Below are 23,225 nucleotides of genomic sequence, written 5' to 3'. Positions count from 1 at the left end.
GGTGTTAATTAACGGGGTCAGATCAAAATAATAATTAATTAACGGGGTTAATTAACGGGGTCAGATCAAAATAAAATAGGCTAAGCTTAGCTCTGTTTAGTGATCGGATTGCAAAGGTTACGTTATGGCACGACTTCCCCGAGTGCATCTGGCCGGTGTGCCAGAGCATATTATCCAGCGTGGTAATAACCGTCAGGTTTGTTTTGCCAGCGATGAGGATTTTGCCGCTTATGCCCATTGGTTAAAAGAGTATACGGCAGAGTTTGGTGTGCATATGCACGCCTGGGTATTTATGACCAACCATGTGCACTTGCTTTGTACGGCATCAGACAACAGCGGCATCAGCTTGATGATGCAGAGCTTGGGTCGGCAATACGTGCGGTACTTTAATCAGCGATATCGTCGAAGTGGCACATTGTGGGAGGGTCGCTTTAAGTCGTGCCTGGTGCAGGAAGCCCACTATATCATGGCGGTGTACCGCTATATCGAAATGAATCCAGTCCGAGCAGGGATGGTGGCATCCCCTGCAGAATACCAGTGGTCGAGTTACGCTATTAATGCGATGGGTAAACAGTCGGCATTGTGCCAGCCTCATGCCAGCTATTTGGCGTTGGCAGATACAGAGTGCGAGCGACAACAATCGTATCGAGATTTGTTCAGGCATGAAGAGAATGAGGCCATGCTTGCAGATATTCGAAGCACGATAAAAAGCGGGATGGCGCTGGGGAATGAGCGATTTAAGCAAGAAGTGGAGGCTTTGACAGGGCGACGGCAACATATGGGACAGCGAGGGCGGCCAAAGCTAAAGCAGGATTAATTTTGATCTGACCCCGTTAATTATGACCCCGTTAATTAACCCCGTTAATTATATTGGAGTATATCAGACACCCAAAGGTATTGTTAAAACAGGAACGCTGCCAGATGGAACACGAATCACAGTGAGACCAAGTGATGATGGACGTCCGACAATAGAAGTATATGATGTAAATCGTAGTAGTCAGCGCCCAGTTCAAAAGATTCGATTCGGAGATTGATTATGAATTATGACGTTTATCCAAAAGATTTAGTTGGACGAATTCCGGAATGTTTGGGTTTTTTTGATATTGGAGAGAGTGTTGTTTCAGAGCTGATTGAGTTAATATCGAGTGAATTCGAGTTTAATGTTGATGCTGTGTTGCGTAAGGGGTGGGAGTGTATCCATGCTACTGACAGTAGCGGATTTTTGGATAACGAAAGGGAGCTAATCTCTAACTTTGCACATGATCAGGGCTGGAATGATTTATTTGTATGCTCAAGGAAAGATATTATTTCTGCCAAGGGTGGAAGTATTCCACTTGCATGCATTCCTAATTTTACTGAAAAGGATATACAGGATCTCCAGGTCGGAGCATGGTTTTTATTTGATTACGAACATAGACTATATAATGATAAGCAGGTGTGGCTTGATTGGGTTAATGTTGTTTATTTCACGTTGCCACTTGGTTTTATTGTAATTAACTCTATAGATGGGAAAAATGATAATGGTGGATTCACCACGATCGTAGGTATTCCGGATCTAATAAGATTGATAAAGAAAGAGAGTACCCATGAAATTTATAAATGGGTCGATTATCCTTCTCCGTCTAATTGAGCGGTTCCGCTGGAGACTACAAAATCTTTTGTGTAAGTGGCCTTGGGCCATGCCGAGCTGAATGCCGATGGCGCAATGACCTTGTTAGCACAAAGCGACATTACTGTGCTGGCGGGCCGGATGAACGCCGATACCATAGTGGCACAAGCTGGTTTTGGCAATGAAGATGCGAAAGATGCGGATATCAATATTCTGGGCGATACCGAAACCATCGCGCTGCATCAGGAAAACCGCCGGCATGGCCTTTCGCTGGGCTTTAGCGATAACTTTTTATCGGTCGCCAAAGAAACGGCCAGTGAAAACCGAACCATTCAAACCGAGTATATAGGCAGTATCTTCACAGCCACAGAGACGATGGCACTGAGTGCCAGCCGTGATATTAATGTGGTGGGCTCCGAGCTGCATGCCGGCAACAACCTGTTGTTGGATGCAGGACGGGACATCAATGTTACCACCGGTGAGGGCCGTGGCAGCAGCTACAGCCACCACAGTGAAAGCAGGACAGGTATTGCCATCAGCGCCGATAGCAATACCTTGAGTGTCTTTGCCGGAGACGACACTCAAAAAGAGGCCTTAACCAGTGACAGCATCCGCCAGACTGGCAGCGTACTGAGTGCGGGCAATACGGTGCAGCTCAATGCGGGCAATAACCTGTTGCTATCAGGCAGTGATGTGGTAGCCGGGCAGGATATTCGTTTGAGCGCAGTGAATAATTAACGGGGTCAGATCAAAATAAAATAGACTAAGCTTAGCTCTGTTTAGTGATCGGATTGCAAAGGTTTCGTTATAATTAACGGGGTCAATTAACGGGGTCAGATCAAAATAAAATAGGCTAAACTTAGCTCTGTTTAGTGATCGGATTGCAAAGGTTTCGTTATGGCACGACTTCCCCGAGTGCATTTGGCCGGTGTGCCAGAGCATATTATTCAGCGTGGTAATAACCGTCAGGTTTGTTTTGCCAGCGATGAGGATTTTGCCGCTTATGCCCATTGGTTAAAAGAGTATACGGCAGAGTTTGGTGTACATATGCACGCCTGGGTATTTATGACCAACCATGTGCACTTGCTTTGTACGGCATCAGACAACAGCGGCATCAGCTTGATGATGCAGAGCTTGGGTCGGCAATACGTGCGGTACTTTAATCAGCGATATCGTCGAAGTGGCACATTGTGGGAGGGTCGCTTTAAGTCGTGCCTGGTGCAGGAAGCCCACTATATCATGGCGGTGTACCGCTATATCGAAATGAATCCAGTCCGAGCAGGGATGGTGGCATCCCCTGCAGAATACCAGTGGTCGAGTTACGCTATTAATGCGATGGGTAAACAGTCGGCATTGTGCCAGCCTCATGCCAGCTATTTGGCGTTGGCAGATACAGAGTGCGAGCGACAACAATCGTATCGAGATTTGTTCAGGCATGAAGAGAATGAGGCCATGCTTGCAGATATTCGAAGCACGATAAAAAGCGGGATGGCGCTGGGGAATGAGCGATTTAAGCAAGAAGTGGAGGCTTTGACAGGGCGACGGCAACATATGGGACAGCGAGGGCGGCCAAAGCTAAAGCAGGATTAATTTTGATCTGACCCCGTTAATTTAAGCAGGATTAATTTTGATCTGACCCCGTTAATTTGGATTAATTTTGATCTGACCCCGTTAATTTGTGGCAACGACACTACCATTGCAGGCGGCAATCTGGCGGCTGCGGATATCGATATGGCTATCGGCGGTGATTTAACGGTAGCGTCCGTGCAAAACACCAGCCAGGTAACGGGTGGGCGTTGGGATGTCAGTGGTCATGTTACCGTGGGTGCCGGGGTCAGTGGTGGTGCCAGTGCTGGTTACGGTGAAACCGAAGGCAGCAGTGCCTGGGTGAATGAGCAAAGCAGCATTATTGGCTCCAACTCCGTCACCATCCGAACCGAAGGCCATACGCAGATAGACGGTGCATTGATAGCGAACCTGGATGAGCATGGCAACGACCAGGGCAACCTAACGCTGGATACCGGCAGCCTGGCCTACAGCGATATCAAGGACCACGACCAGGAAAAAAGCTATTACCTGAATGTTGGTTTTACCCAGGGCAACAACACCAACACCAACCAGCAGGAAAGTGGTGCCAACTACAGTGCCAGCGGCCACTACAGCAACCACGATAAAGAGCAGATTAACCGTGCCACTGTGGGCGAAGGGACCATCACAGTCAGGGACAACCCCGGCCAGGACCTCAGCGATTTAAACCGCGACAGCCAAATCGCTCAGGAAGTGACCAAAGACGACAGCAAAGCCATCACCCTGTACGCCAGCACCACGGCATTGGATAGTTTGGGCAATCTGGTGGAGAACCCAGAGCAGCAGTTGGGGCAGTGGAAGGATAATGTGGCCAATGTGGGGAGTGTCGATGCCTGGGGTATTGTGGCAGAAAATGTGACCGATGTAGGTGAGGATATTGTCACCACGTACAGCACCCTGAATAAAAAAGAAGTGCTCGGTTTGAGTAGCTTTCTGGATGGCCTGGATGCGAACCATAAAATGACGCAGCTGAAAAATGAGCTTATGCGTACCGCAGAAGGTCAGGCCTTGCTGGAGCAACTGCAAAGTGAGGACCCGGACGAGCATTTAGCAGCACAGGCAGCCATAGGCCAGCTGGCACAAAGTAAGTTTGGTATTGACCCCAGCGATATTCTGTTCTACTCCGAAACAGAAACCGACAGCACGTCGCTGCAAAGTACCTTACTGGCAGATGTCAAAGGTGCGACGGTGATTGAGCAGGGGCATGACGAGTACGGTAATATCTTTGTCAATGTGGACAACGCCAGCGACGGCAAGGACATGGCAAGCACCATAGGACACGAAGTGTATGAAACCTATACGCTGCAAACCGGTGGAGTGAACGATGCTACTCAGGAAGTCATCGCCGACATGGTTGGTAACCAGTTAGCCAACCGGCTGGATGGTGCCCTGGGCGGTACATTAGGCAATACCGGCACAACGGGACTGGCTGGCAGCGCTACCGTGCAGTATGGCAACACCCGTGCCGATAATGTGGGCAATGCTCAGGTGGATTATCGTTACTTAACACCTTCCGAGCGGGAGTTGGCAGTACGATTGGCTAAAGAGAGTGGAGGGCTATTTACCGAGCAGGAGATGTTGGATGCCTTGCGACATACGTTAAACTTGCCGGAGGGTGAAAGCTACCCGGAAGGGATGAATAGCCATGTTCTGGATACCGCTATTGCAACACAAGAAGCTTTGGCCTTTATGGATGCAAGCGAAGGCAGGTTAATCGTGACACCTGGCGAAGACGGTAACGCCCGTTATCTAGTGCAGGACATGAGTGCAATCCCGCTGAACGACGATGCAAAGGAGTACATCAAGCAGCAGGATTTGGGATATAGCTTTATTGAGCAGGTGGAGCGGGTAGAGGATAGTTATCGTGAGCCCTTCTGGGATTACAGAGGAGCAGGGAGTCTGGCAATGGCGACAGGACTCTCGTTTAATCTGGATACAGTTGATACCAGAACAACTTCTCAAATAGAGCATGATATGGATAAATTCACATTGGGTATGGCCAGCTTGATTGGTGCTCCAATTTCAGGTGGCGCATCGTTATATGCGTTAGGAGGAAGGGGAACACTGGGCTTGCTAAGTACAGCTGTCGCCTTTGATGTTGCAGGTCAATCGGTACAAGAGGGAGAATACCGGCCAGGGCAAACGGTGTTAGCTGCCCAAACAGCATTGACCTTTGGGCCCCTGCTAAGTACGTCATGGAGGCTCAATACTGCGTTAGGCGCAACGGCTGGTGGTGGTAATGTGGCAGCGAATAATTTTTATTATGATGAGAACAAATCGTGGGAGCAGGGGGCTTTCTGGGGAGCTGTCGGGGCTGGGAGCGGGACTTATTTAGGGAATTACATATCAAACACAATGAAAAATGTGACACCGCAGATCAGCGTACCTTTTTTCCAGACGCCTGCGACTGTTACAGTAACATTACCAGCAGCAACTACAGTCGGTAAGAATGTGGAGACAGTGTTCCATAACATGCCTGCATTTATTCCACTATCTGAAGTTGTTCATGCTGATAAGAATCAGTCAGGAGATAAGGAATGAAAAAGCAGTGGGAGTATACATGGAGAGCCTTTTGGGTAAGACAGATAAAGGTGTATGTCCCATTGGTGGCGATTGTATATCTTTTTTGGTACGGGGTGGAAGTTAGTAATATGATGGGCAATTTTTTTAATTGGTCAACAGAAGGTTATGGCCCGTCGAAGCAGCGTTGGTTCCGGATGATTGCCAGTGGTTTTATCTTGATGACCATGTTTGGTTCTTTGATGGATGCAATTTCTGTTTGGCACTACATCAAACATCCAGATGAAATCCCTAAAAATGATGAGGCGAAGAAAGATTGAGCAGTTGGCACTCCAATGTCAGGTGGCGCATCGTTATATGCGTTAGGCGCAACGGCTGGTGGTGGTAATGTGGCAGCGAATAATTTTTATTATGATGTGAATAAGTCCGTGCAGCAGGGAGCTCTTTGGAGCTTGTTGTGACAGCATACCCGACAGAGTCTCCAATTACTCTAGGGAATCCTAAGCCGTGAAGCAAATAAATTACGAGTTGATTGAGAAAAATCTGATTTTTATTCTTAACGAATTAAGAGCTCAACCTGAAGTTGCACTTTATTACCCAAATAATTCATCGTCATATTCGGATGACATGGTTCAAATAAGCGAATACATCGAGCCTGCAGGAGAGTATGGTCTTGCCTACGAGTGCATTGTTGGCGATTTGGAGCTGTTTCCTTTTAAGTTATCAGGTTTAGCAGCCGTTAAATTGTTAGAAGTGGGGTTGCTAATGGGGTTTAAAACAGGATCTGATAGAGACAATTTGTTTGATTTCAGATGATGCCCCGCTCATAAGATATTTACAGCGAAGACTGCCAGCAAGGTAACATCGACCTGACGCTAGGCCTCCGATTGCTGAGTGCGAATGGCATTCACCAGCCGATTGACTTTCCAAGGCCGCAGACAACTATTGGAGAACAATATGTTCATCATCAAGATATCGCAAACCAAACAGCAGAGGGGTTAAGAGCACAGAGTTTAGACATCAGGTAATTTCAGGATGATTACCCGCATATGATGGTGATACTGGTGCGTAGCAAACATTAGATGAAAATTACATTCACGACTCTAGGTATTTCTGGGAACAAAGGCAGGGTCGTGAATCTCGGCCTGTTTATCACCCAAAAGGAGAAAATCCTAATGGATAAGATAGTTCTAATTATCGTTTTTTCAATGTTTTTGATCGGATGCTCAAGCACTCGTCATAATATTACTTTTAAAAATTATAGTGATGAGCAAATCTATGTGGAGTATGGAATGTGGGGTGAGTGGTTAGTAAGGGGAGGGTATATAGTTGGGTTGTCAGAGGAGAATTTATTCCCGCCAGGCAGGACTCATGCTTCCATGCCTGGACCTATTCCTGAATCTATCACGGTTGTATGGAAGAATTCTGACGATAAATTAATAAAAGAAAGTGTTGATATTTTGCGGAGTGATGTTCCAAGTGTAAGAAGGAATGAGTGGTATCAATTCGTTATTACTTTAACACAATTTAAAATTCACCAAGTTGAGGTGATTATTCATTCGTCAGAAAACATAAGAAGTAAGAAAATAAAATCTATGATTTACTGTTCAGAAGGAGAAGGAAGTTGCGAGTTTCTAACGCCTTTTACAACAGATACATATTATGATCCAGAGACCCTCACAGAAGCACAAAAAGCACGGTTGGAAAGACAAAAAGAGATTACAGATAACTTTAGGGATGAGTTAAAAGAAGACGTGGAAGAAATAAGACGTAGGAATGGACTTTGATCTTCGGTTGTTGGTAGTGATCCGTACCCTCAAACCGGGAGACCTATATTCCCTCTCTGAACCAGGGAAGTGCTGATCCCATCTCGATACCAGATAGCATTTTCAACGGTTTAAAAAATCTACCAAAGCTAGGGGATGATAAATATCCGAAATACGATTCCAATGGCACTCAAACCAATTCCCTATCACCGCACTCGACTTATGATTGTAAGATCAATTGCGGCGACAAGCCCTAATCAGAGAGAACAGAAAATGAAAATGCGGATAATAATTTTAATTACTATGATGCTGTATGGTTGTGCCGGATCGGGTCATCCGCTGATGTCTCCAGATAAAACTTATGTGGTAGAGAATGAAGGGAAAGCATTATTTTCACTGAGGGTGCCTGAGGTATCATGTTGCACCTGATACCTCAGGCAGATTACAAATGCTCAGTATAGAAAGTTTATAAAAGGCAAGGGAAACTAAGAATGCTTGATATTACTGTTCAGTTGGTTGATAAATGTGATGAACGGTTCCCAGGAGTCTATTTTTTTACTATTTCGATTGAAGTTAATCAGGGAGAGTTTATTTCATTGGCATCTATCCCACTGGATGATGTACAAGAGCTAGCTTGGTTTAGAGAAAACTTAGAAAGTATAAAAAATGATATTTTGCCTGTTCCCATAGGAGATTATGTATCTATTGCCAAGATTATTAGAGACTTTTATTCTTCAGACGATATGGATGAATTTGTCATTGGTGAATTGTATAATTATAGAGTGTCTCATGGGTTACGGTTTGCGTTTAGAGGCCGAGATATTCCAGATATTTATATAGGTAAGCTTAATGACGATTACCAGATATCATGCAGCGACTCTGATTTTGAGTTTTGCTACAGTTTTAATATAAATAATTTCATTCATTTGGTTGATGACCTTGTTGAAAACTTAAAATAACCTGCCCCGCCCAAGTGCCCAAGTATGTGATCCAGCCATTTTGCTGAAATAACCAGCAAAGTGGCGGTTGCCTATCTTAGGCTTCGCCAAAACTTTCTTAGTGAACCACCGATGCAAAAAGGCAGTTTGCTCAGGACGTAGAAACACTGTTTAACGACGTAAATACGCTGTTGGGCCGTGAGTCTGCAGGGTCAGGCTGTATTGATACAGAGTACGTGATTAATGAGCTTATCGCACTTAAAGTCAAAGAAGAGCAACTGAAGGACTCAGGCTCATTAAATCATCATGCGTTCAATGACATTACCGATTTACGCAACACATTAACGGCAAGCCTGCCGCCGGAAAGCCGGGCAGAAATAGACCATGTGGTGTCAGGATTTGTTCATGATTTCTTGAATGGCAGTCTGGCCAACAGCGGTGGTTTCCAGCAAAGCGATGAGCCGGCAATAACGGCACTGCCGAACCCAGTACCGGGAGCTATCACACCAACAGTTCTGGATAACACACCACCGGATATTCCGGGCGATGTTGGTGGTTTTGAGGCAGGTGAAGACATTGCAGTAAATACTGAAACACCGGTGCATGAGGGGCATTGGAGTGATAGTATTTATTTTAGTGAGGATGGTAGTGATGTTGAAAAAATTTATTCTGCATCTGGACAGCCAGAGCTGAGAGAGATTCGACGGCCAGCATTTGATGCATGGCAGGAAGATGGTATTCCAGACACAGATTACACGCTTAATCCCCATGCGTATAACAGTTTATTCAAATCAGGTCGAAAGGATATTATGCCTGACGATGTTTTGGATGCACTCTCAAGTAACTCAATGCCTGGTGAAAATGGTAGTTTGAAATTTGTAAATCCAGTCACGGGAACGAGAGTTTTTGTTAATCCAAAGACTAAACAAGTTGTGGGCATTCAGCCGGGAGACTTTGGAGACTAACATGGATAATCCTGAAAATCTTGTTAATGAGTTTAGTTATTACATGGATGAAAGTGTCCCAGTGTATGGGATAGAGTCAATCATGATGAATGACTCAGCAACAGTAAAGAATATTGGGTATGGGACAAGCGTGTGGGTTTCTGGGAGTGGAAAAATCTTGGAGGTTGAGAGTCTATATCCGTCACGTGTTTTTAAAGGGAAGAATGCTTTTTCCATTGAAAGAAGTGACGTACCTATATTTTCCTTTCCAGTAGATAGAGTTGATGATTATGCTATCGAAATTTTTGACTTTGACTCTGTATTCTTAATTAAATGGGGAGAGGGGAAGCTTTACAATTATGAATCTAATGGGATTATTATTATTAATAATCATATTGTTATGGGGGTCGGTGTTTTTGTCCAAGCCAATGTCCCGTCCAAGTGTCCAAGTAAGTGATCCTGTCATAAGTCATCGCCATTTTGCTGAAAAAACCAGCAAAGTGGCTGTGGCTTATCTTAGGGTTCGCCAAAATTTTTTTGGCGAACCACCTTAATGAGCGATTTAAGCAAGAAGTGGAGGCTTTGACAGGGCGGCGGCAACATATGGGACAGCGAGGGCGGCCAAAGCTAAAGCAGGATTAATTTTGATCTGACCCCGTTAATTTAGTGTTGGTCAGGTAGCTCCTTACGGTTGGGATGCTTATACTCAGTTACGCTCAGTTACAGGGGGAAATAAGGATTAGAGCCAGCGAAAAACAGCCTACAGTGGACTAGGGTTAAGCGCAGGGGCAGCGGAAGGTGGCTTGGGCGATTTTCTGGGTTGGACAGCAGCTTCTGTTACGAATGAAAGCTGGCAGGCTGGGCAGTTTTTAGGAAAAACAGCGGCTACCTGAAGTTGTTCATGCTGATAAAAATCAGTCAGGAGATAAGGAATGAAAAAGCAGTGGGAGTATACATGGAGAGCCTTTTGGGTAAGACAGATAAAAGTGTATGTCCCATTGGTGGCGATTGTTTATTTTTTTTGGTATGGGGTGGATATTGGGGATGCAATTTATGAGTACTTTGGTTGGGTTTCAGAAGGTTATGGGCCGCCTCAGCAACGTTGGTATAGAGTAATTGCCAGTGGTTTTATCTTGATGACCATGTTTGGTTCTTTGATGGATGCAATTTCTGTTTGGCACTACATCAAACATCCAGATGAAATCCCTAAAAATGATGAGGCGAAGAAAGATTGAGCAGTTGGCACTCCAATGTCAGGTGGCGCATCGTTATATGCGTTAGGCGCAACGGCTGGTGGTGGTAATGTGGCAGCGAATAATTTTTATTATGATGAGAATAAAGATGTTGCTCGAGGTGCTCTTTGGGGGGCTGCTGGGGCTGGGAGCGGGACTTATTTCAGCAGTTTAATTTCAAACTCCCTAAAGGATATGCCGCCTTCTGTTGCCATTCCTTATTTTCAAACGCCAGCAACAATTACAATCCCCTTACCTGCTGCAACGTCGGTCGGTAAGGGAGTGGAAACTATACTCCATGGTAGTCCTGCATTTGTGCCTCAGCCAGATATATCGCCTAAACCTGATACAGAAAGGGGGGAAGAGTAATGGAGATAAATAAATTTACCTGGAAGGCCTTTTGGGTAAGACAGATAAAGGTGTATGTCCCATTGGTGGCGATTGTATATCTTTTTTGGTACGGGGTGGAAGTTAGTAATATGATGGGCAATTTTTTTAATTGGTCAACAGAAGGTTATGGCCCGTCGAAGCAGCGTTGGTTCCGGATGATTGCCAGTGGGTTCATTGCTATGTGTTTGTTTGGAACTTTGATTGATGCGATGAATACTTGGCACTACATAAAGAACCCAGATGAAATCCCTAAAAATGATGAGGTGAAGAAAGACTGAGCAGTTGGTGCTCCAATGTCAGGTGGCGCATCGTTATCTGCGTTAGGAGGAAGGGGAACACTGGGCTTACTAAGTACAGCTGTTGCCTTTGATGTTGCAGGTCAATCGGTACAAGAGGGAGAATACCGGCCAGGGCAAAGGGTGTTAGCTGTCCAAACAGCATTGACCTTTGGGCCTCTGCTAAGTACGTCATGGCGGCTAAATACTGCGTTAGGCGCAACGGCTGGTGGTGGTAATGTGGCAGCGAATAATTTTTATTATGATGAGAATAAATCGTGGGAGCAGGAGGCTTTCTGGGGAGCTGTCGGGGCTGGGAGCGGGACTTATTTCAGCAGTTTAATTTCAAACTCCCTAAAGGATATGCCGTCTTCTGTTGCCATTCCTTATTTCCAAACGCCGGCAACAACTACAATCCCCTTACCTGCTGCAACGTCGGTCGGTAAGGGAGTGGAAACTATACTCCATGGTAGTCCTGCATTTGTGCCTCAGCCAGATATATCGCCTAAACCTGATACAGAAAGGGGGGAAGAGTAATGGGGATAAATAAATTTACCTGGAAGGCCTTTTGGGTAAGACAGATAAAAATGTATGTTCCATTGATAGCGGTTGTTTATTTCTTCTGGTATGGCGTGGAAATCGGGGATGCAATTTATGAGTACTTTGGTTGGGTTTCAGAAGGTTATGGGCCACCTCAGCAACGCTGGTATAGAGTAATTGCAAGTGGGTTTGTTACCTGGGGAGTAATCATTACACTTATGGATCTGATTGGTACATGGCACCATATAAAGCATCCAGATGAAATCCCTAAAGATGATGAGGTGAAGAAAGATTGAGCAATAGACTGACTGCCCCGTTACCCTTTCACATCTGAGGGGCGGGTAAAAACAACCGGATTCTTCTTGGAAGCGGGATGGCAATGGGGTGAGCGCTTTAAACCGAAGGTGGAAGCATTAACTGGACGTCGGCAGCAGAGTGTCAAAGTGGGTGTCCCGTCCAAGTAAGTGAGCCTGTCATAAATAATCGCCATTTTGCTGAAAAAACCAGCAAAGTGGTTGTGGTTTATCTTAGGGTTAGCCAAAACTTTTTTGGCGAACCACCTTAACCTTCCAGGAGCTGTTTGTATTTTGCGCAAAATTAGCATCAGGCGCGGCTGTCATTACTATCTGCTTTGGACAGGGCGATTCTGCTTATTTGCCTGTGGTAACCCGCTAGCATTGCTGCCGTTTAATCCGCCAAAGACTGAAGCACAGCGCTAAGGTAGCTGCGTACATCAGCACAGAGCCGGCGACCACACCTGGCCAGTTGCCCCACTGCCAGAATGGCTGCAGATACAAGCCGCCAACACTGGCGCCGAGATAGTAAAATACCAGGTAAAGCGCACTGGCACTGGCTTTGGCTCTGCTGGCATGTTGGTTCACCCAGCTGCTGGCAAGCGCATGGCAGAGGAAAAAGCCAAAAGCGCTGATAAAGAATCCAGCTACAATGGCCGATAATTGTGGCCATAGTGTTAGCAAAGAGCCTGATACCATAACTCCAATGCCCAGAGCCATTCCCCCTGGTGCAGTCAGCCTGGCGGCTATCCTGGCTGACAGGGCGGATCCCAGGGTACCGGTTAGATAGGTGATAAAGAGTAAGCCGATGAAGCTGCTGCTTAAATGAAAAGGCTCCATTGCCAGGACAAAACTGATGTAGGTGTACTGGTTGAGAAACACCAGAAAATTCAGGCCACCAATCAGGTAAGTCAGGAATAACAATGGTTGACGCAGGTGAAACAGCTGATCCTGCAAAGCTTGCCGCCAGCGAAAAGGTTTGGGTTGGAACTGTGTTGCCTGGGGAAGAAAGCGCCAGATGCAATAGCAACTAAGCACGCCAAGCAAGGTCATTGGCCAAAATACCCATTGCCAGTGTCCCACGTCTGCCAGGCTGCCGGCCAGCAGACGGCCCGAAATCCCTCCCAGTGAGTTGGCACTGATGTAATAGCCAACTGCTGTGACTAAGGCTGGTTTGCTGTACTCTTCACCCATCCAGGCAATGGCCATGGCCGGTAAACCACCGAGAAAACACCCCTGTATGGCACGCCAGAACAGCAAACTGGCAAAGCTTTCAACCTGGGTTAGCATAAAAGTGCTCAATGTCATGCCGGCTAAGGTAAGCAGCAGCAAGTTTTTACGGCCCCAGGCATCGGATAAAGAGGCATACACCAGCAGGGAGAGTCCAAGGCATAAAGTGCCTATGGTGTAGCTCCAGCTTACCTGCAGTGGGGATAAGCTATAGTGACGGCTTAGTTCGGGTAACAGCGGTTGCAACAGATGCAAATTGGCAAAGACGGCAACGGCAGCCAGACACAACGCGAAGGCACTGCGATAAAATGTGGCTGATTTGTATTCGATCACCCTGTGTTTTGCCTCTGCAATGGTGTCAAAACTGGCTCAGAGCATTGTACTGTGATCTGAGCCATTTGTACCGCATTGGTTAGTTGTCAAATTGTTGCAAGCGCCGCCAGTCACGAATGACTTCCCAGCCAGGAATGAGGGCGATAATCAGTAACGTGATGGTGATACTGCGCTCCAGCTGCTCCGTTGTCAGCCAGGGTAGTTGCGCAGGTACACTGCTGTAAAACGGGCTGGCCCATGCCAGAATAACAATGGCTGTTACCAGCAGAGCATTGAGTACCAGGTTGCATTTCAGCAGGGCTGTTGTCCAGTAACGCTGTTTCAGTTGCCATGCGCACAGTGCAATACCCAGCAACAGCAGAGGGCTAAAGGCCTGCAGCAAGAAACGACTGTGGATGCTAAGTTCTGCCGATGCAAGGCTCTGCCCAAAAACCGGGTACCAAATCAGCAGCAGCAGGAACAAATACGTCGCCAGATCGATGAAAATATCACTTAGTTCAATTTGTTGCCAAGGTTTCGCTAATTGAGGCAGCTTGGCAGGATCCCAGCTGGCTGCAGACTTACAAGCACTGCCTTGCTCTTTCCCAATCACCCAAAAGCCGAAGGTGATCACACTAAAAGCAAAGGTCGCATCGCGAACAAACCCGCCTGCCATATGCTTTAACATCAGCAGCAGCCCAAGGTTTTCGTTGCCAAGCCAAAGCAGGCTGGATTGAATGACCTGGATCAGAAAAAGAATGCCAAACACCATGGCCAGGGTGTAGCTAAATAACGGCATCAGCCCGATTGGGATTAAGGGGGTTGGCGGAGCAAACTGATGCGCCATTTGTTTCGGCGGGCCAAGCTGTTTCAATACGCTGTGTATTCGTTCTTCATCCGTCAGGCTGGGCGCTTGCTCTTGCATGGCATCCAGCTGATCGAGAATATTGGCTTTCAATTCGCGAGTGACATCCTGCTGTTTCTCTTTTGGCAGCTCTTGCTGCACGGCGGCCAGATAACGTTCCAGTAAGTCCATGATTAGTGCTCCAATAGTGGCCCTAAGGCGGTGTTCAGTTGTTGCCATTCCTGCGTTAACTGCACCAGCAAGTCAGCACCCACGTCAGACAGTTGGTAGTAGCGCCGCTCCCGGCCTTCACCCTGACGCCATTCGCTGTCCAGCAGGCCCTGATCGGCCAGTCGGCGCACTAGCGGGTAGAGGGTGCCTTCGTCGATATCAATACCAGCGTCCTGCAGTTGCTTGCGCAGTGAGTAGCCGTAGTGCGGGGCTTTCAGTGAGCTGAGTACCGCCAGTACCAGCACACCGCGCCGCAGTTCCAGCCGCATTTTGTCCAGTTGCGCTGAGGTCATTGTTGATTCCTGATTACTGTGTGCCACATACTGTATGTGGCACAGCATCTGTATACTAGGTGGCACACAGTAACGGTGTCAAGGTGATTTGTGGTTTTTTTGCACAAAAAATTGGAGAGTCTCAAATATTTCTGAATTCTGGTTCAAGCTCTGAGGCTTGTGACACAACGAAAAGTCAAAACTTCAGATTGTTCTGTCTAAATAAATTAATAGCGGAGACTGGGGGGTATCTTCGATTCAGCAAAAGATCAATTGCATCTGCTAACTGTTCTATGGCAAGGCTTAATTTCTTACTATGGTCAGCTTACTCAAACCTTACTAAAGCAAAAAAGCGCATAAAACTTACGCTATGTTGACTTGATGCCATGAAAGCTAGCTTTCGTATTGCACTGGGTGCAAGGTCGCTGTTATTAGTTTGTCAAAATACATTTTGACGGCAGGCCAGTTTGGGAAGGCAGAACTACCATAGTGAATGAGTGTGCCTTGAAAGTCTTCCTGGCCAAAACCTGATGTCTTGTCATCAATCAGATAATCGCCGCGAGAGAGTCCTTTATATGCGCTGATAATTAGCCGGTGGCAATGCTCCAAGCCAAAGTGGCGTTCTACCCATACCCTTTTTTCTGTATAACAATGAGGATTTAATACTGAAGGGGCAGTCAGTAGCAGCACTTGCAGTTCTGGCTGCTCAATTAGCCAACGAACCGTGTCTACAGCGCCCTCATATGGTGGTAAGTTTAAAAAGAAGCCTTCCTGGCTCTGGGGGTAGTTAATCTCAGGCTGTTTAACCTTAGCCGCATCATGTGATGTCTGATAATCACACAATGTGTCATCCATATCGATATAGATTATGGTTTTGCTGGTTACTGGTGTTTTCATTTCGCTCCGCCGAACGCATCCGCGCTTATCAGTGATTAGTCTAGCTAAATTGGTCGAAACCGACCAGTCACTCTTAACACCATGTCATATTTTCACCGCTTTTATGCGTTTGTTATAAGAAAGCAGCAAACCGGCTACAGTTGGCTGTTTACTCTATCGCCGGCTGAGGTGCGAACAACTTCGTTAGGCCTGATAAAGCTCTAGCGGCAACCCATCCGGATCCTGAAAAAATGTAAAGGCTTTATGGGTGTAGGGATCTATCCGAATGGGCTCGACCAGAACGCCATGTTGTTCCAGGTAGGCTTTGACTTTGGCAACATCTTCAACCGTGAAAGCCAGGTGACGCAGCCCTTGTGCTTCTGGTTGGTTTGGTCTTGGCGGTGGCGATGGAAAAGAAAACAGCTCCAGTTGGCCGCCGTCGGGCAGTTGCAAATCCAGTTTCCAGGAGTGGCGCTCGGCCCGGTAATGTTCTGCCAGAATGGGCAGCTTAAGCAACTGATGGTAAAAAGCTTTCGAACGCTGGTAGTCTGAGCAAATAATGGCAACATGGTGAATGGCTTTTAGCATAGGGGCTCATGCGCTTTGTTTTAACCAATGGTAACAATTTCAATCAGGTGCTGCTGCTATGATCTAGCGTTAAGGTGGTATTCACGGTCAGCCTTTAGGATAGCAAGTTAACCTTACTATTGGGATAAAAATATGAAATTAATGCTTTCAAGCTTACTGTTTGCCAGTCTGATGGCCACGGCAACTCATGCCAGCCCGGTGCCAGACTTTCCTTTTGTGACGGTGACTGGTACTGCGCAGATGGAAGTGGCGCCAGACTCCGCCCGTATTACTCTGGTGATCCGCTCCAATGCCGAAACGGCGGATGCAGCCACCAGTGCGGTGTACCAGCAAGGCCGCAGCCTGCTAAGTTACTTGCAAAGCAAAGGTGTGGATCTGGCCGACATTGAAGCAGCGGAAATCAACAAAGAAGCGACTTATCAGGATTACAGCAGCCGTGTGATTACCGGCTACGCAGCAACTCAGCCGGTATTCATCCAGCTTCGCAGTATCGAGCATTACATTGATATTATGGATCACCTGTTCAAACAACCGAATATTTTCTCCATTCAGGGCCAGTTTGAAACCAGTCAGAAAGAGCAACTGGAACAGGAGCTGATGGCCAAAGCCGGCGCTGATGCCCGCCAGCGTGCCGAGCGACTGGCGAATGCTCAAGGGGCTGGCCTTCACTCGGTTTTTGCTATTAGTGAAGGCAGCCGCAGTTGGGGTAATTTGAGCTCTGATTTTGGCTTTGGTGCTGGTAGCGGTGTCTATGGCGTGCAGATGCGGGCCAGTGCTGATATGGCAGAGAGCAGCCTGGTGCTGCCAAAACATATTCGCATTCAGCAATCGGTAAATGTGATTTACCGGTTGGCAAACTAAGCTCCGTCAGGAGAATATCTCCGCTAAGGTCGCTGGTTTACTGTTGGCCAAATTGTTGTTGCAAGTACGCAATAATCGCATTGGACTCATACAACCAGCGCACTTCTTCCTGTTCGTTTTCAATACGCAGACAAGGCACTTTTACCCGGCCACCACCACGTTCAAGCTCTGCCCTGTGGCTGGCATTGTGCTGAGCGTCGCGCTTTTCGATGGTAAGGCCAAGCCGTGCCATTTCTTTGCGCACCTTGATACAAAAAGGGCAAGCCAAAAACTGATACATCACCAGTTGTTGGCAGGCGGTATCGACCTTGGCTTGCGCAGCTGGCTCGCGCTTTATCGCTGCGGGGGTACTCAGCTTTTCAGCGAGCAGCATAAAGGGCGTTAAAATCAGGCGGATACCACGAAAAAATAAGCGAATAACGGCACGCATAAAGGACTCTGTAGGTTAAGAGGGGAATACGATTCACTGGGTGGCATTTTATCATAGCTATCAGTTGAAACCCAGCGAAGAAGCCCGCCTGCCTGTCGATGCACGCTGTTTCTGGCATCCATCATGGTGTAGCATAGGCTTTTTTTTTGCAGATGTGAGTCGTGATGACAGAATCGATTTATGCCATTGGCACGGTGGGTACCCCCTGGGGTGAAGCGGAAAAAGCGCTGTGGTTAAGCCAGCAAAGCATCAAGCGCAGCTATCTGCAGCAGGTTGCCAGCCAGTTGGATGCCATTCCCGCCGGCTTTCAGTTGGTTTGTTACGGCCAGCTCGATTACCGTTCCTTGGGTGTCAGTGAATACCCGTTGTATGCGGTGAAAAGCAAGGTGTGGGACCCGGCCAAACCCTCAGTGCTGGTGACTGGTGGGGTGCATGGCTACGAGACCAGCGGTGTGCAGGGTGCTTTGGCGTTTATACAGCAGCAGGCTGTAGGCTACAGCGAACACTTCAACCTGCTGATCCTGCCGTGCCTTAGCCCCTGGGGCTATGAAACCATCAACCGCTGGAACCCCAAAGCACTGGATCCAAACCGTTCTTTTATCAGCAATAGCCCGGTGGCTGAATCGGCGCTGGCGATGGCTTATGTGCACTCGGTAAGCAACCACTGGCTGGCGCACATTGACTTGCACGAGACCACCGACAGCGACAACAGCGAGTTTCGCCCGGCCAAGGCGGCCCGTGACGGTACCGTGAATACCAACTGGAATATCCCGGATGGTTTTTATCTGGTGGCTGATACTCAGCAGCCAGCACCTGACTTTCAGCAAGCCGTTATCGAGGCGGTGGCCAAAGTGACCCATATTGCCGAGCCGGATGAGCAGGGTTGTTTGATTGGGGAGCCAGTGGTGCAGCCTGGCGTTATTTTGTACGACACCAAAGCAGCAGGCCTTTGTGCCGGCATGACGGATGCCGTTTTTGTCACCACCACCGAAGTCTACCCGGACAGCCCGCGCAGTACGCCGGAAAACTGCATTCAGGCGCAGCAGGCGGCTATTGCAGGTGCGCTGGACTTTCTGCAAAGAAGTTAATCTATTCAATGTCTGTTGCAGCAGAACTGTTAGCAAAAATTCAGTACTGCTGCAATCTTCCCATTAAAATTGCTAAAGCCTGTGAATTCAACTACTTCTTAAGGGGTGGTCGCATTTTGTGACGCCACAGATTGTCACTGAGTTTGAGCTGGAGGGCTTATGTTTGCGAATCTGTCGATCCGTTATCGTTTATTGGTATTGATTGGGATCCCTGTTTTGGCGATGTTGCTGATGGTGCTTTTAGCTCTCTCGGACATGCGAGCCATTAATCAGGCTGCTCAGGAGTTGCATTATGAGATGCAGGAGCAGCAAATGCTGACCGAAGTCCGGCAAAGTCTGGTGACGGAGCCGATGCTGGCGCTGCTTGGTTACCAGCAAGGGCTGCAATCTGCTGCGCAAGCCGCCAATCTGTTGCAGGCCAGCTTGCAGCAAAGTGAGCGCAGTTGGCAGCGCTTTCGGGCCGCAGAGTTGCCAGCTCAGGAAATGGTGTTTGTGCGTGAGGCCGAGCGGGTGCTACCAGAGCTACAAAGCAGCCTGGCAGCGTTTTCTCAAGCTTTACTACGAGGGGAGGATTATAGCGACTTGTTGCAGCGAATGGTCCAACAGGCAGAGCAACTGGATGAGCCTTTAAACCAGTTGCTCCAGATCCAAATGGCCGATGCCAACGAGGATGCAGCAAGGGCTCAGCAACAATATCAAAATGACATCCGGCTATTTTTCCTTATCAGTGCTGTGATTATTACGCTAGTCGTGGGGTTGGCTTTGCTAGTCTACCGGTCCATTCAGCACCCTTTGCAGCAGTTAAACCAGGTGATGCAGCAGGTCGAGCATAACTCGGATCTTACTCTTAGGGCCAATCAGGATGGTCGCAATGAGCTATCGACCCTGGCTCAATGCTTTAACCGCTTGATGGGGCATTTCCAGAAGGTGCTGTTTGATGTAGAAGGCGCTTCCAATCAGGTGGCGGCAGCATCCGAGCAGCTAAGCAGTGTCAGTCAGGAGGTCAGCCAGATTGCCGCCAGTCAGGAGCTACAAACCGCACAGATAGCCACCGCCATTACCGAGATGGCTGCAGCCGTGCAGGAAGTGGCGCGCAGTGCGCAGTTGGCGCTGGAGTCAACTGAAACTGCTAATGATCAAGCATCTGACGGGCTTAATGCGGTTGAAAAAAATATGGAAATTATGGAGTTGCTGTCCGGTTCGATACTTGGAACCGCAGAGCGGCTGAAAATACTGGATGAACGGATCCAGGAAATTGCCAAGGTCCTCGAAGTGATCCAGGGCATTGCCGAGCAAACCAACCTGCTGGCATTAAATGCGGCTATTGAAGCGGCCAGAGCTGGTGAGCAGGGCCGTGGTTTTGCTGTAGTGGCTGATGAGGTGCGGGCTTTGGCCTCCAATACCAAACAGTCTACTGAAAGTATTCAGCAAACCATGGAGCGGTTGCGCCGTGGTGCCAACGAGGCGGTAGAGGCGATGCAAAGTTCATCCACACAGGCTGATGAAAGTTTGCTGTCGTCGAAAGAAACCGGCGGCTCTTTCCAATCGGTTAGCAAGGCCATTCGTCAAGTGGTGGATGTGAATGTACAAATTTCCACTGCCACCGAAGAGCAGGCCCATGTTGCCAATGATATTACTGAAAGCGTGAATACGATGGCGTCCAGCATTACCGAAGTAGTGACAGGCGCCAATCAGTGTGCTCAGGCCAGTGCCGAATTATCGGAGTTGGCGCAGCGGTTAAAAGACCATGTCAACCGCTTTAAAATCGCGAGCTAGTACCAGAGCGCAACCGCCGAGCTAAGTGGAGAGCACACAACCGGAGGACACCATCATGCGTATGTTGCTAGCTTTGCCTGTCGTGCTGTTCAGTGCATCGACGCTCGCTAACGGCGGCCTGTTTCTGGTTGATGATGCTGTCATAACTGATGAAGGACATTGCAGCCTGGATGCCTGGTGGACCCGGCAGAATGGCGCTGGTGCCGGCACAGTGATCCCGATGTGTACCCGCTCAGGTTTTGAGTGGGCATTGCCGGTAGAATTTGCTGCCGGCAATGTCACCAGCTATGGCCTGGAAGCCAAAATGCGGTTGACTGAATTGAGTTCAGGTAGCGCTTTGGCGCTTTCGGCCGGCGGCATGCTGGCAAGGGATGGACATCGGCTGGAAGACGTTTTTGTCAATCTGCCCTACAGTCAGCAGTGGTTACCCTGGTTGGAGTTGCATCTTAATCTGGGGGCTGTGTATCAGTACGCAGAACGGAATAGGGCGCTTAGTTGGGGGGCTGCGATCACTGCGGCACTGTGGCCTGATCTGGCCCTCATTATTGAAAGTGCCGGTATCAGCCGGGAGGATCCAACTCTGGCTGCAGGTTTGCGCTGGCAGCTATTGGAGCGATGGGAGCTGGACCTTTCCTATGGCCGTGAACTGGAGTCGTCCAGCAGTTATGTCGCCCTTGGTTTTAACCTGGCTTTTTAAGGCAGCAGACGGCTTATCAGTTGCTCAGCACCTTGTTGATTCAAATAGCGTGGTACGGCGTAAGTAAAACGGGCTTCTTTGAGCGCTGCATTGGCAATAGCCGGAATATCGCCTGGCTTTAATTCGGCGGCCGTACTGGCGATCCCAAAGTCCTGATTGAGCTGGCGAATGGCTGTGATCAGGGCCTGAGCCGCTTCTTGCTCAGTCGCTTCAGCAGCCGCCAGCTGGCAGTGTTTGGCCAGTAGCGCCATTTTGCGCCGGGCTTTGGGCTCGGAGTACTGCAGCACCACAGGCATGACGATGGCATTGGCCAGGCCATGGGGCAGGTGGTAATAAGCTCCCAACTGATGGGCGATGGCGTGAATGTAACCGACACCTGCCACGGTAAAGGCTTTGCCCGCTAAATGCGCTGCTTCGGCCATTTGCTGCCGGGCTTCAAGATCGGCTCCGCTCTTATAAGCGCGCGGCAAATACTGAAAAATCGCCTTTGCAGCGGCCAGTGCCTGCTGGTCGGTTGCTCGGGTGGCGTTATTCGATAAGAAGGCTTCAATGGCATGGGTTAGCGCATCCATGCCGGTACTGGCGGTAATGGCTGGCGGCAGGCCGGTCATCAGACTGGCATCGAGCGCCGCCGCTTTTGGTAGTAAGCGCACATCAATCAACGGCAGTTTGCGCTTGTTGGCCGGGTCGGACACCACAGCGGCAATGGTGGCTTCCGAGCCGGTCCCTGCGGTGGTGGGGATGGCATAGACCGGCAGCATGCCGCGCCAAACCCGCAGCAGGCCGCTCATTTTGAGCACCGGCTTGTTATTCCTGGCCCGGGCACCAATCAGTTTGGCGGCATCAATCACCGAACCGCCACCCACCGCCAGTAAGGCACTGGCATTGGCGGCAAGCAGCGCTTGATAACCGGCTTCTATTTGCGCATTGGTAGGGTCTGGCGTGATGTGATCAAACAGCTGGTAAGGGATCTTCAGCCGTTCGAGTTCTGCTTGTATGGGAGCCAACACACCGAGCTGACTTAACGCCGAGTCGCTGACCAGGAGAATACCGCTGTGGTGATGACTAGCCAGCTCTGCCAGCAAGGCAAGGCTGCTGTTGGGGCCGCGAAAGACCTGCGGCCAGCGAAAGGGCAGCAAGGCGGTAGCCAGTTTGAAACCTGCCATATAGAGCCGTAAGGCCATTTTTTCCAGTGCAAACAGCATGCTGTGATCCTTTTTTCCTCACAGACTCTTTTGTACACCAAGCGTTGTTGCCTTGCAAAGCCAATTGCATCAAGCAAACGCATGCCGTAGGCTGGATGAAAAAGGAGATCTTATGAAAACACTATTACTGATGTTGGGAGCCGCTACTTTGGTTGGCTGCCAGCCTGCTGAGCTGACGGCACCGCATCCTGTTAACCAAACACCGGCCTTTAACCAATTCTTTCAGGCGCTGGCTCAGCACTGTGGCCAGGCTTATCCCGGTGGCCTGACGCTGGAGCCGGAAGGTGATGAGATGCTGACTGGCACCGAGCTGTTGATCGTGCACTTTCGGGAGTGTAGCGACGATCAGCTAAAATTGCCGTTTCATATTGAATTGGAAGCCAGCCAAAGCTGGGATCGCTCCCGCACCTGGATTATCAGCCGCCATGCCGATGGCCTGGAGCTACGACACGATCACCGCAAAGCCGATGGCAGTGACGACAGCACTACCATGTATGGCGGTTTCACGGTTGGCGATGGCTCGGCCATCACCCAGCAGTTTCAATCCGTTGCCCGCACCGAAGAGTCGGGTTACTTTCGAGGCTGGCGCATCGAAATTGAACCCGGCGTACGTTACACCTACGGGACCGTGCGGGGTGACAACTGGAGTTGGCGCATCGACTTTGATTTAACTAAGCCGCTTGCTGAATTGCCGCCAGCACCCTGGGGCCATGATTAATTG

General features: G+C 48.7%; 28 protein-coding genes. 21 read left to right on the top strand and 7 right to left on the bottom strand.

Annotated elements, in window-relative coordinates:
* Positions 1 to 124 precede the first annotated feature (124 nt).
* The 16 genes from ABC502_RS00620 (at position 125) to ABC502_RS00545 (ending at position 12,097) form a co-directional block, all read left to right on the top strand.
* Positions 125 to 817 carry a transposase gene (locus tag ABC502_RS00620; protein ID WP_345914558.1) on the top strand — a complete coding sequence of 231 codons (693 nt, stop codon included), beginning with the start codon at positions 125 to 127 and terminating at the stop codon, positions 815 to 817.
* A 219-nt stretch (positions 818 to 1,036) separates the two neighbouring features.
* Positions 1,037 to 1,630, top strand: a complete 594-nt coding sequence (locus tag ABC502_RS00615; protein ID WP_345914560.1) for a hypothetical protein — start codon at positions 1,037 to 1,039, stop codon at positions 1,628 to 1,630.
* A 75-nt stretch (positions 1,631 to 1,705) separates the two neighbouring features.
* Positions 1,706 to 2,347: a hemagglutinin repeat-containing protein gene (locus ABC502_RS00610; protein WP_345914559.1), complete on the top strand. Its 642-nt coding sequence runs from the start codon at positions 1,706 to 1,708 to the stop codon at positions 2,345 to 2,347.
* Positions 2,348 to 2,506: 159 nt separating this feature from the next.
* Positions 2,507 to 3,199 (top strand): transposase, encoded by a 693-nt coding sequence (locus ABC502_RS00605; RefSeq protein WP_345914558.1) that lies wholly within the window; start codon positions 2,507 to 2,509, stop codon positions 3,197 to 3,199.
* Positions 3,200 to 3,229: 30 nt separating this feature from the next.
* The gene (locus tag ABC502_RS00600) at positions 3,230 to 5,737 is read left to right on the top strand and encodes a hemagglutinin repeat-containing protein (RefSeq protein WP_345915118.1); all 2,508 of its coding nucleotides are present in this window, start codon (positions 3,230 to 3,232) and stop codon (positions 5,735 to 5,737) included.
* Complete coding sequence (locus ABC502_RS00595; RefSeq protein WP_345914557.1) at positions 5,734 to 6,036, top strand: hypothetical protein; 303 nt, start codon at positions 5,734 to 5,736, stop codon at positions 6,034 to 6,036. The genes ABC502_RS00600 and ABC502_RS00595 overlap by 4 nt, the downstream gene beginning before the upstream one ends.
* Before the next feature lie 187 nt (positions 6,037 to 6,223).
* Entirely contained in the window at positions 6,224 to 6,532 is a 309-nt protein-coding gene (locus ABC502_RS00590; RefSeq protein ID WP_345914556.1) for a hypothetical protein, read from the top strand.
* Positions 6,533 to 6,891: 359 nt separating this feature from the next.
* Entirely contained in the window at positions 6,892 to 7,503 is a 612-nt protein-coding gene (locus ABC502_RS00585) for a hypothetical protein (protein WP_345914555.1), read from the top strand.
* A gap of 470 nt (positions 7,504 to 7,973) precedes the next feature.
* Positions 7,974 to 8,441, top strand: a complete 468-nt coding sequence (locus ABC502_RS00580) for a hypothetical protein (RefSeq protein ID WP_345914554.1) — start codon at positions 7,974 to 7,976, stop codon at positions 8,439 to 8,441.
* Between the two features lie 215 nt (positions 8,442 to 8,656).
* The gene (locus ABC502_RS00575) at positions 8,657 to 9,385 is read left to right on the top strand and encodes a hypothetical protein (protein WP_345914553.1); all 729 of its coding nucleotides are present in this window, start codon (positions 8,657 to 8,659) and stop codon (positions 9,383 to 9,385) included.
* A gap of 1 nt (position 9,386) precedes the next feature.
* Positions 9,387 to 9,821, top strand: a complete 435-nt coding sequence (locus tag ABC502_RS00570; RefSeq protein WP_345914552.1) for a hypothetical protein — start codon at positions 9,387 to 9,389, stop codon at positions 9,819 to 9,821.
* A 475-nt stretch (positions 9,822 to 10,296) separates the two neighbouring features.
* Entirely contained in the window at positions 10,297 to 10,599 is a 303-nt protein-coding gene (locus ABC502_RS00565; protein ID WP_345914551.1) for a hypothetical protein, read from the top strand.
* 69 nt (positions 10,600 to 10,668) lie between these two features.
* Positions 10,669 to 10,965 carry a hypothetical protein gene (locus ABC502_RS00560; protein ID WP_345914550.1) on the top strand — a complete coding sequence of 99 codons (297 nt, stop codon included), beginning with the start codon at positions 10,669 to 10,671 and terminating at the stop codon, positions 10,963 to 10,965.
* Entirely contained in the window at positions 10,965 to 11,264 is a 300-nt protein-coding gene (locus tag ABC502_RS00555; RefSeq protein WP_345914549.1) for a hypothetical protein, read from the top strand. Before ABC502_RS00560 ends, ABC502_RS00555 begins: the two co-directional genes overlap by 1 nt.
* A 15-nt stretch (positions 11,265 to 11,279) precedes the next feature.
* A complete protein-coding gene (locus tag ABC502_RS00550; RefSeq protein ID WP_345914548.1) occupies positions 11,280 to 11,798 on the top strand; it encodes a hypothetical protein in 519 nt (172 codons plus the stop codon).
* A complete protein-coding gene (locus ABC502_RS00545) occupies positions 11,798 to 12,097 on the top strand; it encodes a hypothetical protein (protein ID WP_345914547.1) in 300 nt (99 codons plus the stop codon). Before ABC502_RS00550 ends, ABC502_RS00545 begins: the two co-directional genes overlap by 1 nt.
* Before the next feature lie 375 nt (positions 12,098 to 12,472).
* On the opposite strand, the gene ABC502_RS00540 is transcribed toward ABC502_RS00545, so the two are convergent.
* From ABC502_RS00540 to ABC502_RS00520, 5 genes are all read right to left on the bottom strand, one after another.
* A complete protein-coding gene (locus ABC502_RS00540) occupies positions 12,473 to 13,657 on the bottom strand; it encodes an MFS transporter (protein WP_345914546.1) in 1,185 nt (394 codons plus the stop codon).
* 79 nt (positions 13,658 to 13,736) lie between these two features.
* Positions 13,737 to 14,672, bottom strand: coding sequence for a hypothetical protein (locus tag ABC502_RS00535; RefSeq protein WP_345914545.1), 936 nt, complete (start codon positions 14,670 to 14,672; stop codon positions 13,737 to 13,739).
* Between the two features lie 2 nt (positions 14,673 to 14,674).
* Complete coding sequence (locus ABC502_RS00530; RefSeq protein WP_330088317.1) at positions 14,675 to 15,004, bottom strand: PadR family transcriptional regulator; 330 nt, start codon at positions 15,002 to 15,004, stop codon at positions 14,675 to 14,677.
* Between the two features lie 372 nt (positions 15,005 to 15,376).
* Positions 15,377 to 15,880: a hypothetical protein gene (locus ABC502_RS00525; protein ID WP_345914544.1), complete on the bottom strand. Its 504-nt coding sequence runs from the start codon at positions 15,878 to 15,880 to the stop codon at positions 15,377 to 15,379.
* Between the two features lie 183 nt (positions 15,881 to 16,063).
* A complete protein-coding gene (locus ABC502_RS00520; protein ID WP_330088318.1) occupies positions 16,064 to 16,447 on the bottom strand; it encodes a VOC family protein in 384 nt (127 codons plus the stop codon).
* A gap of 132 nt (positions 16,448 to 16,579) precedes the next feature.
* On the opposite strand from ABC502_RS00520, the gene ABC502_RS00515 reads away from it, so the two are divergent.
* Complete coding sequence (locus ABC502_RS00515) at positions 16,580 to 17,308, top strand: SIMPL domain-containing protein (RefSeq protein ID WP_345914543.1); 729 nt, start codon at positions 16,580 to 16,582, stop codon at positions 17,306 to 17,308.
* 37 nt (positions 17,309 to 17,345) lie between these two features.
* On the opposite strand, the gene ABC502_RS00510 is transcribed toward ABC502_RS00515, so the two are convergent.
* Positions 17,346 to 17,738: a glutaredoxin domain-containing protein gene (locus ABC502_RS00510; RefSeq protein WP_330088320.1), complete on the bottom strand. Its 393-nt coding sequence runs from the start codon at positions 17,736 to 17,738 to the stop codon at positions 17,346 to 17,348.
* Positions 17,739 to 17,902: 164 nt separating this feature from the next.
* Here ABC502_RS00510 and ABC502_RS00505 point away from each other — a divergent pair, with 164 nt between their 5' ends.
* The 3 genes from ABC502_RS00505 (at position 17,903) to ABC502_RS00495 (ending at position 21,299) form a co-directional block, all read left to right on the top strand.
* Entirely contained in the window at positions 17,903 to 18,826 is a 924-nt protein-coding gene (locus tag ABC502_RS00505) for a M14 family metallocarboxypeptidase (protein ID WP_345914542.1), read from the top strand.
* A 159-nt stretch (positions 18,827 to 18,985) separates the two neighbouring features.
* Complete coding sequence (locus tag ABC502_RS00500; RefSeq protein ID WP_345914541.1) at positions 18,986 to 20,602, top strand: methyl-accepting chemotaxis protein; 1,617 nt, start codon at positions 18,986 to 18,988, stop codon at positions 20,600 to 20,602.
* A 55-nt stretch (positions 20,603 to 20,657) separates the two neighbouring features.
* Complete coding sequence (locus ABC502_RS00495) at positions 20,658 to 21,299, top strand: hypothetical protein (RefSeq protein WP_345914540.1); 642 nt, start codon at positions 20,658 to 20,660, stop codon at positions 21,297 to 21,299.
* Here the strand turns inward: ABC502_RS00495 and ABC502_RS00490 are convergent.
* Entirely contained in the window at positions 21,296 to 22,504 is a 1,209-nt protein-coding gene (locus ABC502_RS00490) for an iron-containing alcohol dehydrogenase (RefSeq protein WP_345914539.1), read from the bottom strand. The genes ABC502_RS00495 and ABC502_RS00490 overlap by 4 nt on opposite strands.
* Positions 22,505 to 22,616: 112 nt before the next feature.
* On the opposite strand from ABC502_RS00490, the gene ABC502_RS00485 reads away from it, so the two are divergent.
* The gene (locus tag ABC502_RS00485) at positions 22,617 to 23,222 is read left to right on the top strand and encodes a hypothetical protein (protein WP_345914538.1); all 606 of its coding nucleotides are present in this window, start codon (positions 22,617 to 22,619) and stop codon (positions 23,220 to 23,222) included.
* The last annotated feature ends 3 nt before the right edge of the window (positions 23,223 to 23,225 follow it).

Origin of the sequence: Alkalimonas sp. NCh-2 (genome assembly GCF_039631345.1) — a bacterium.
Lineage (GTDB): Bacteria > Pseudomonadota > Gammaproteobacteria > Enterobacterales > Alteromonadaceae > Alkalimonas > Alkalimonas mucilaginosa.
This window is presented reverse-complemented; position numbering and strand designations above follow the sequence as displayed.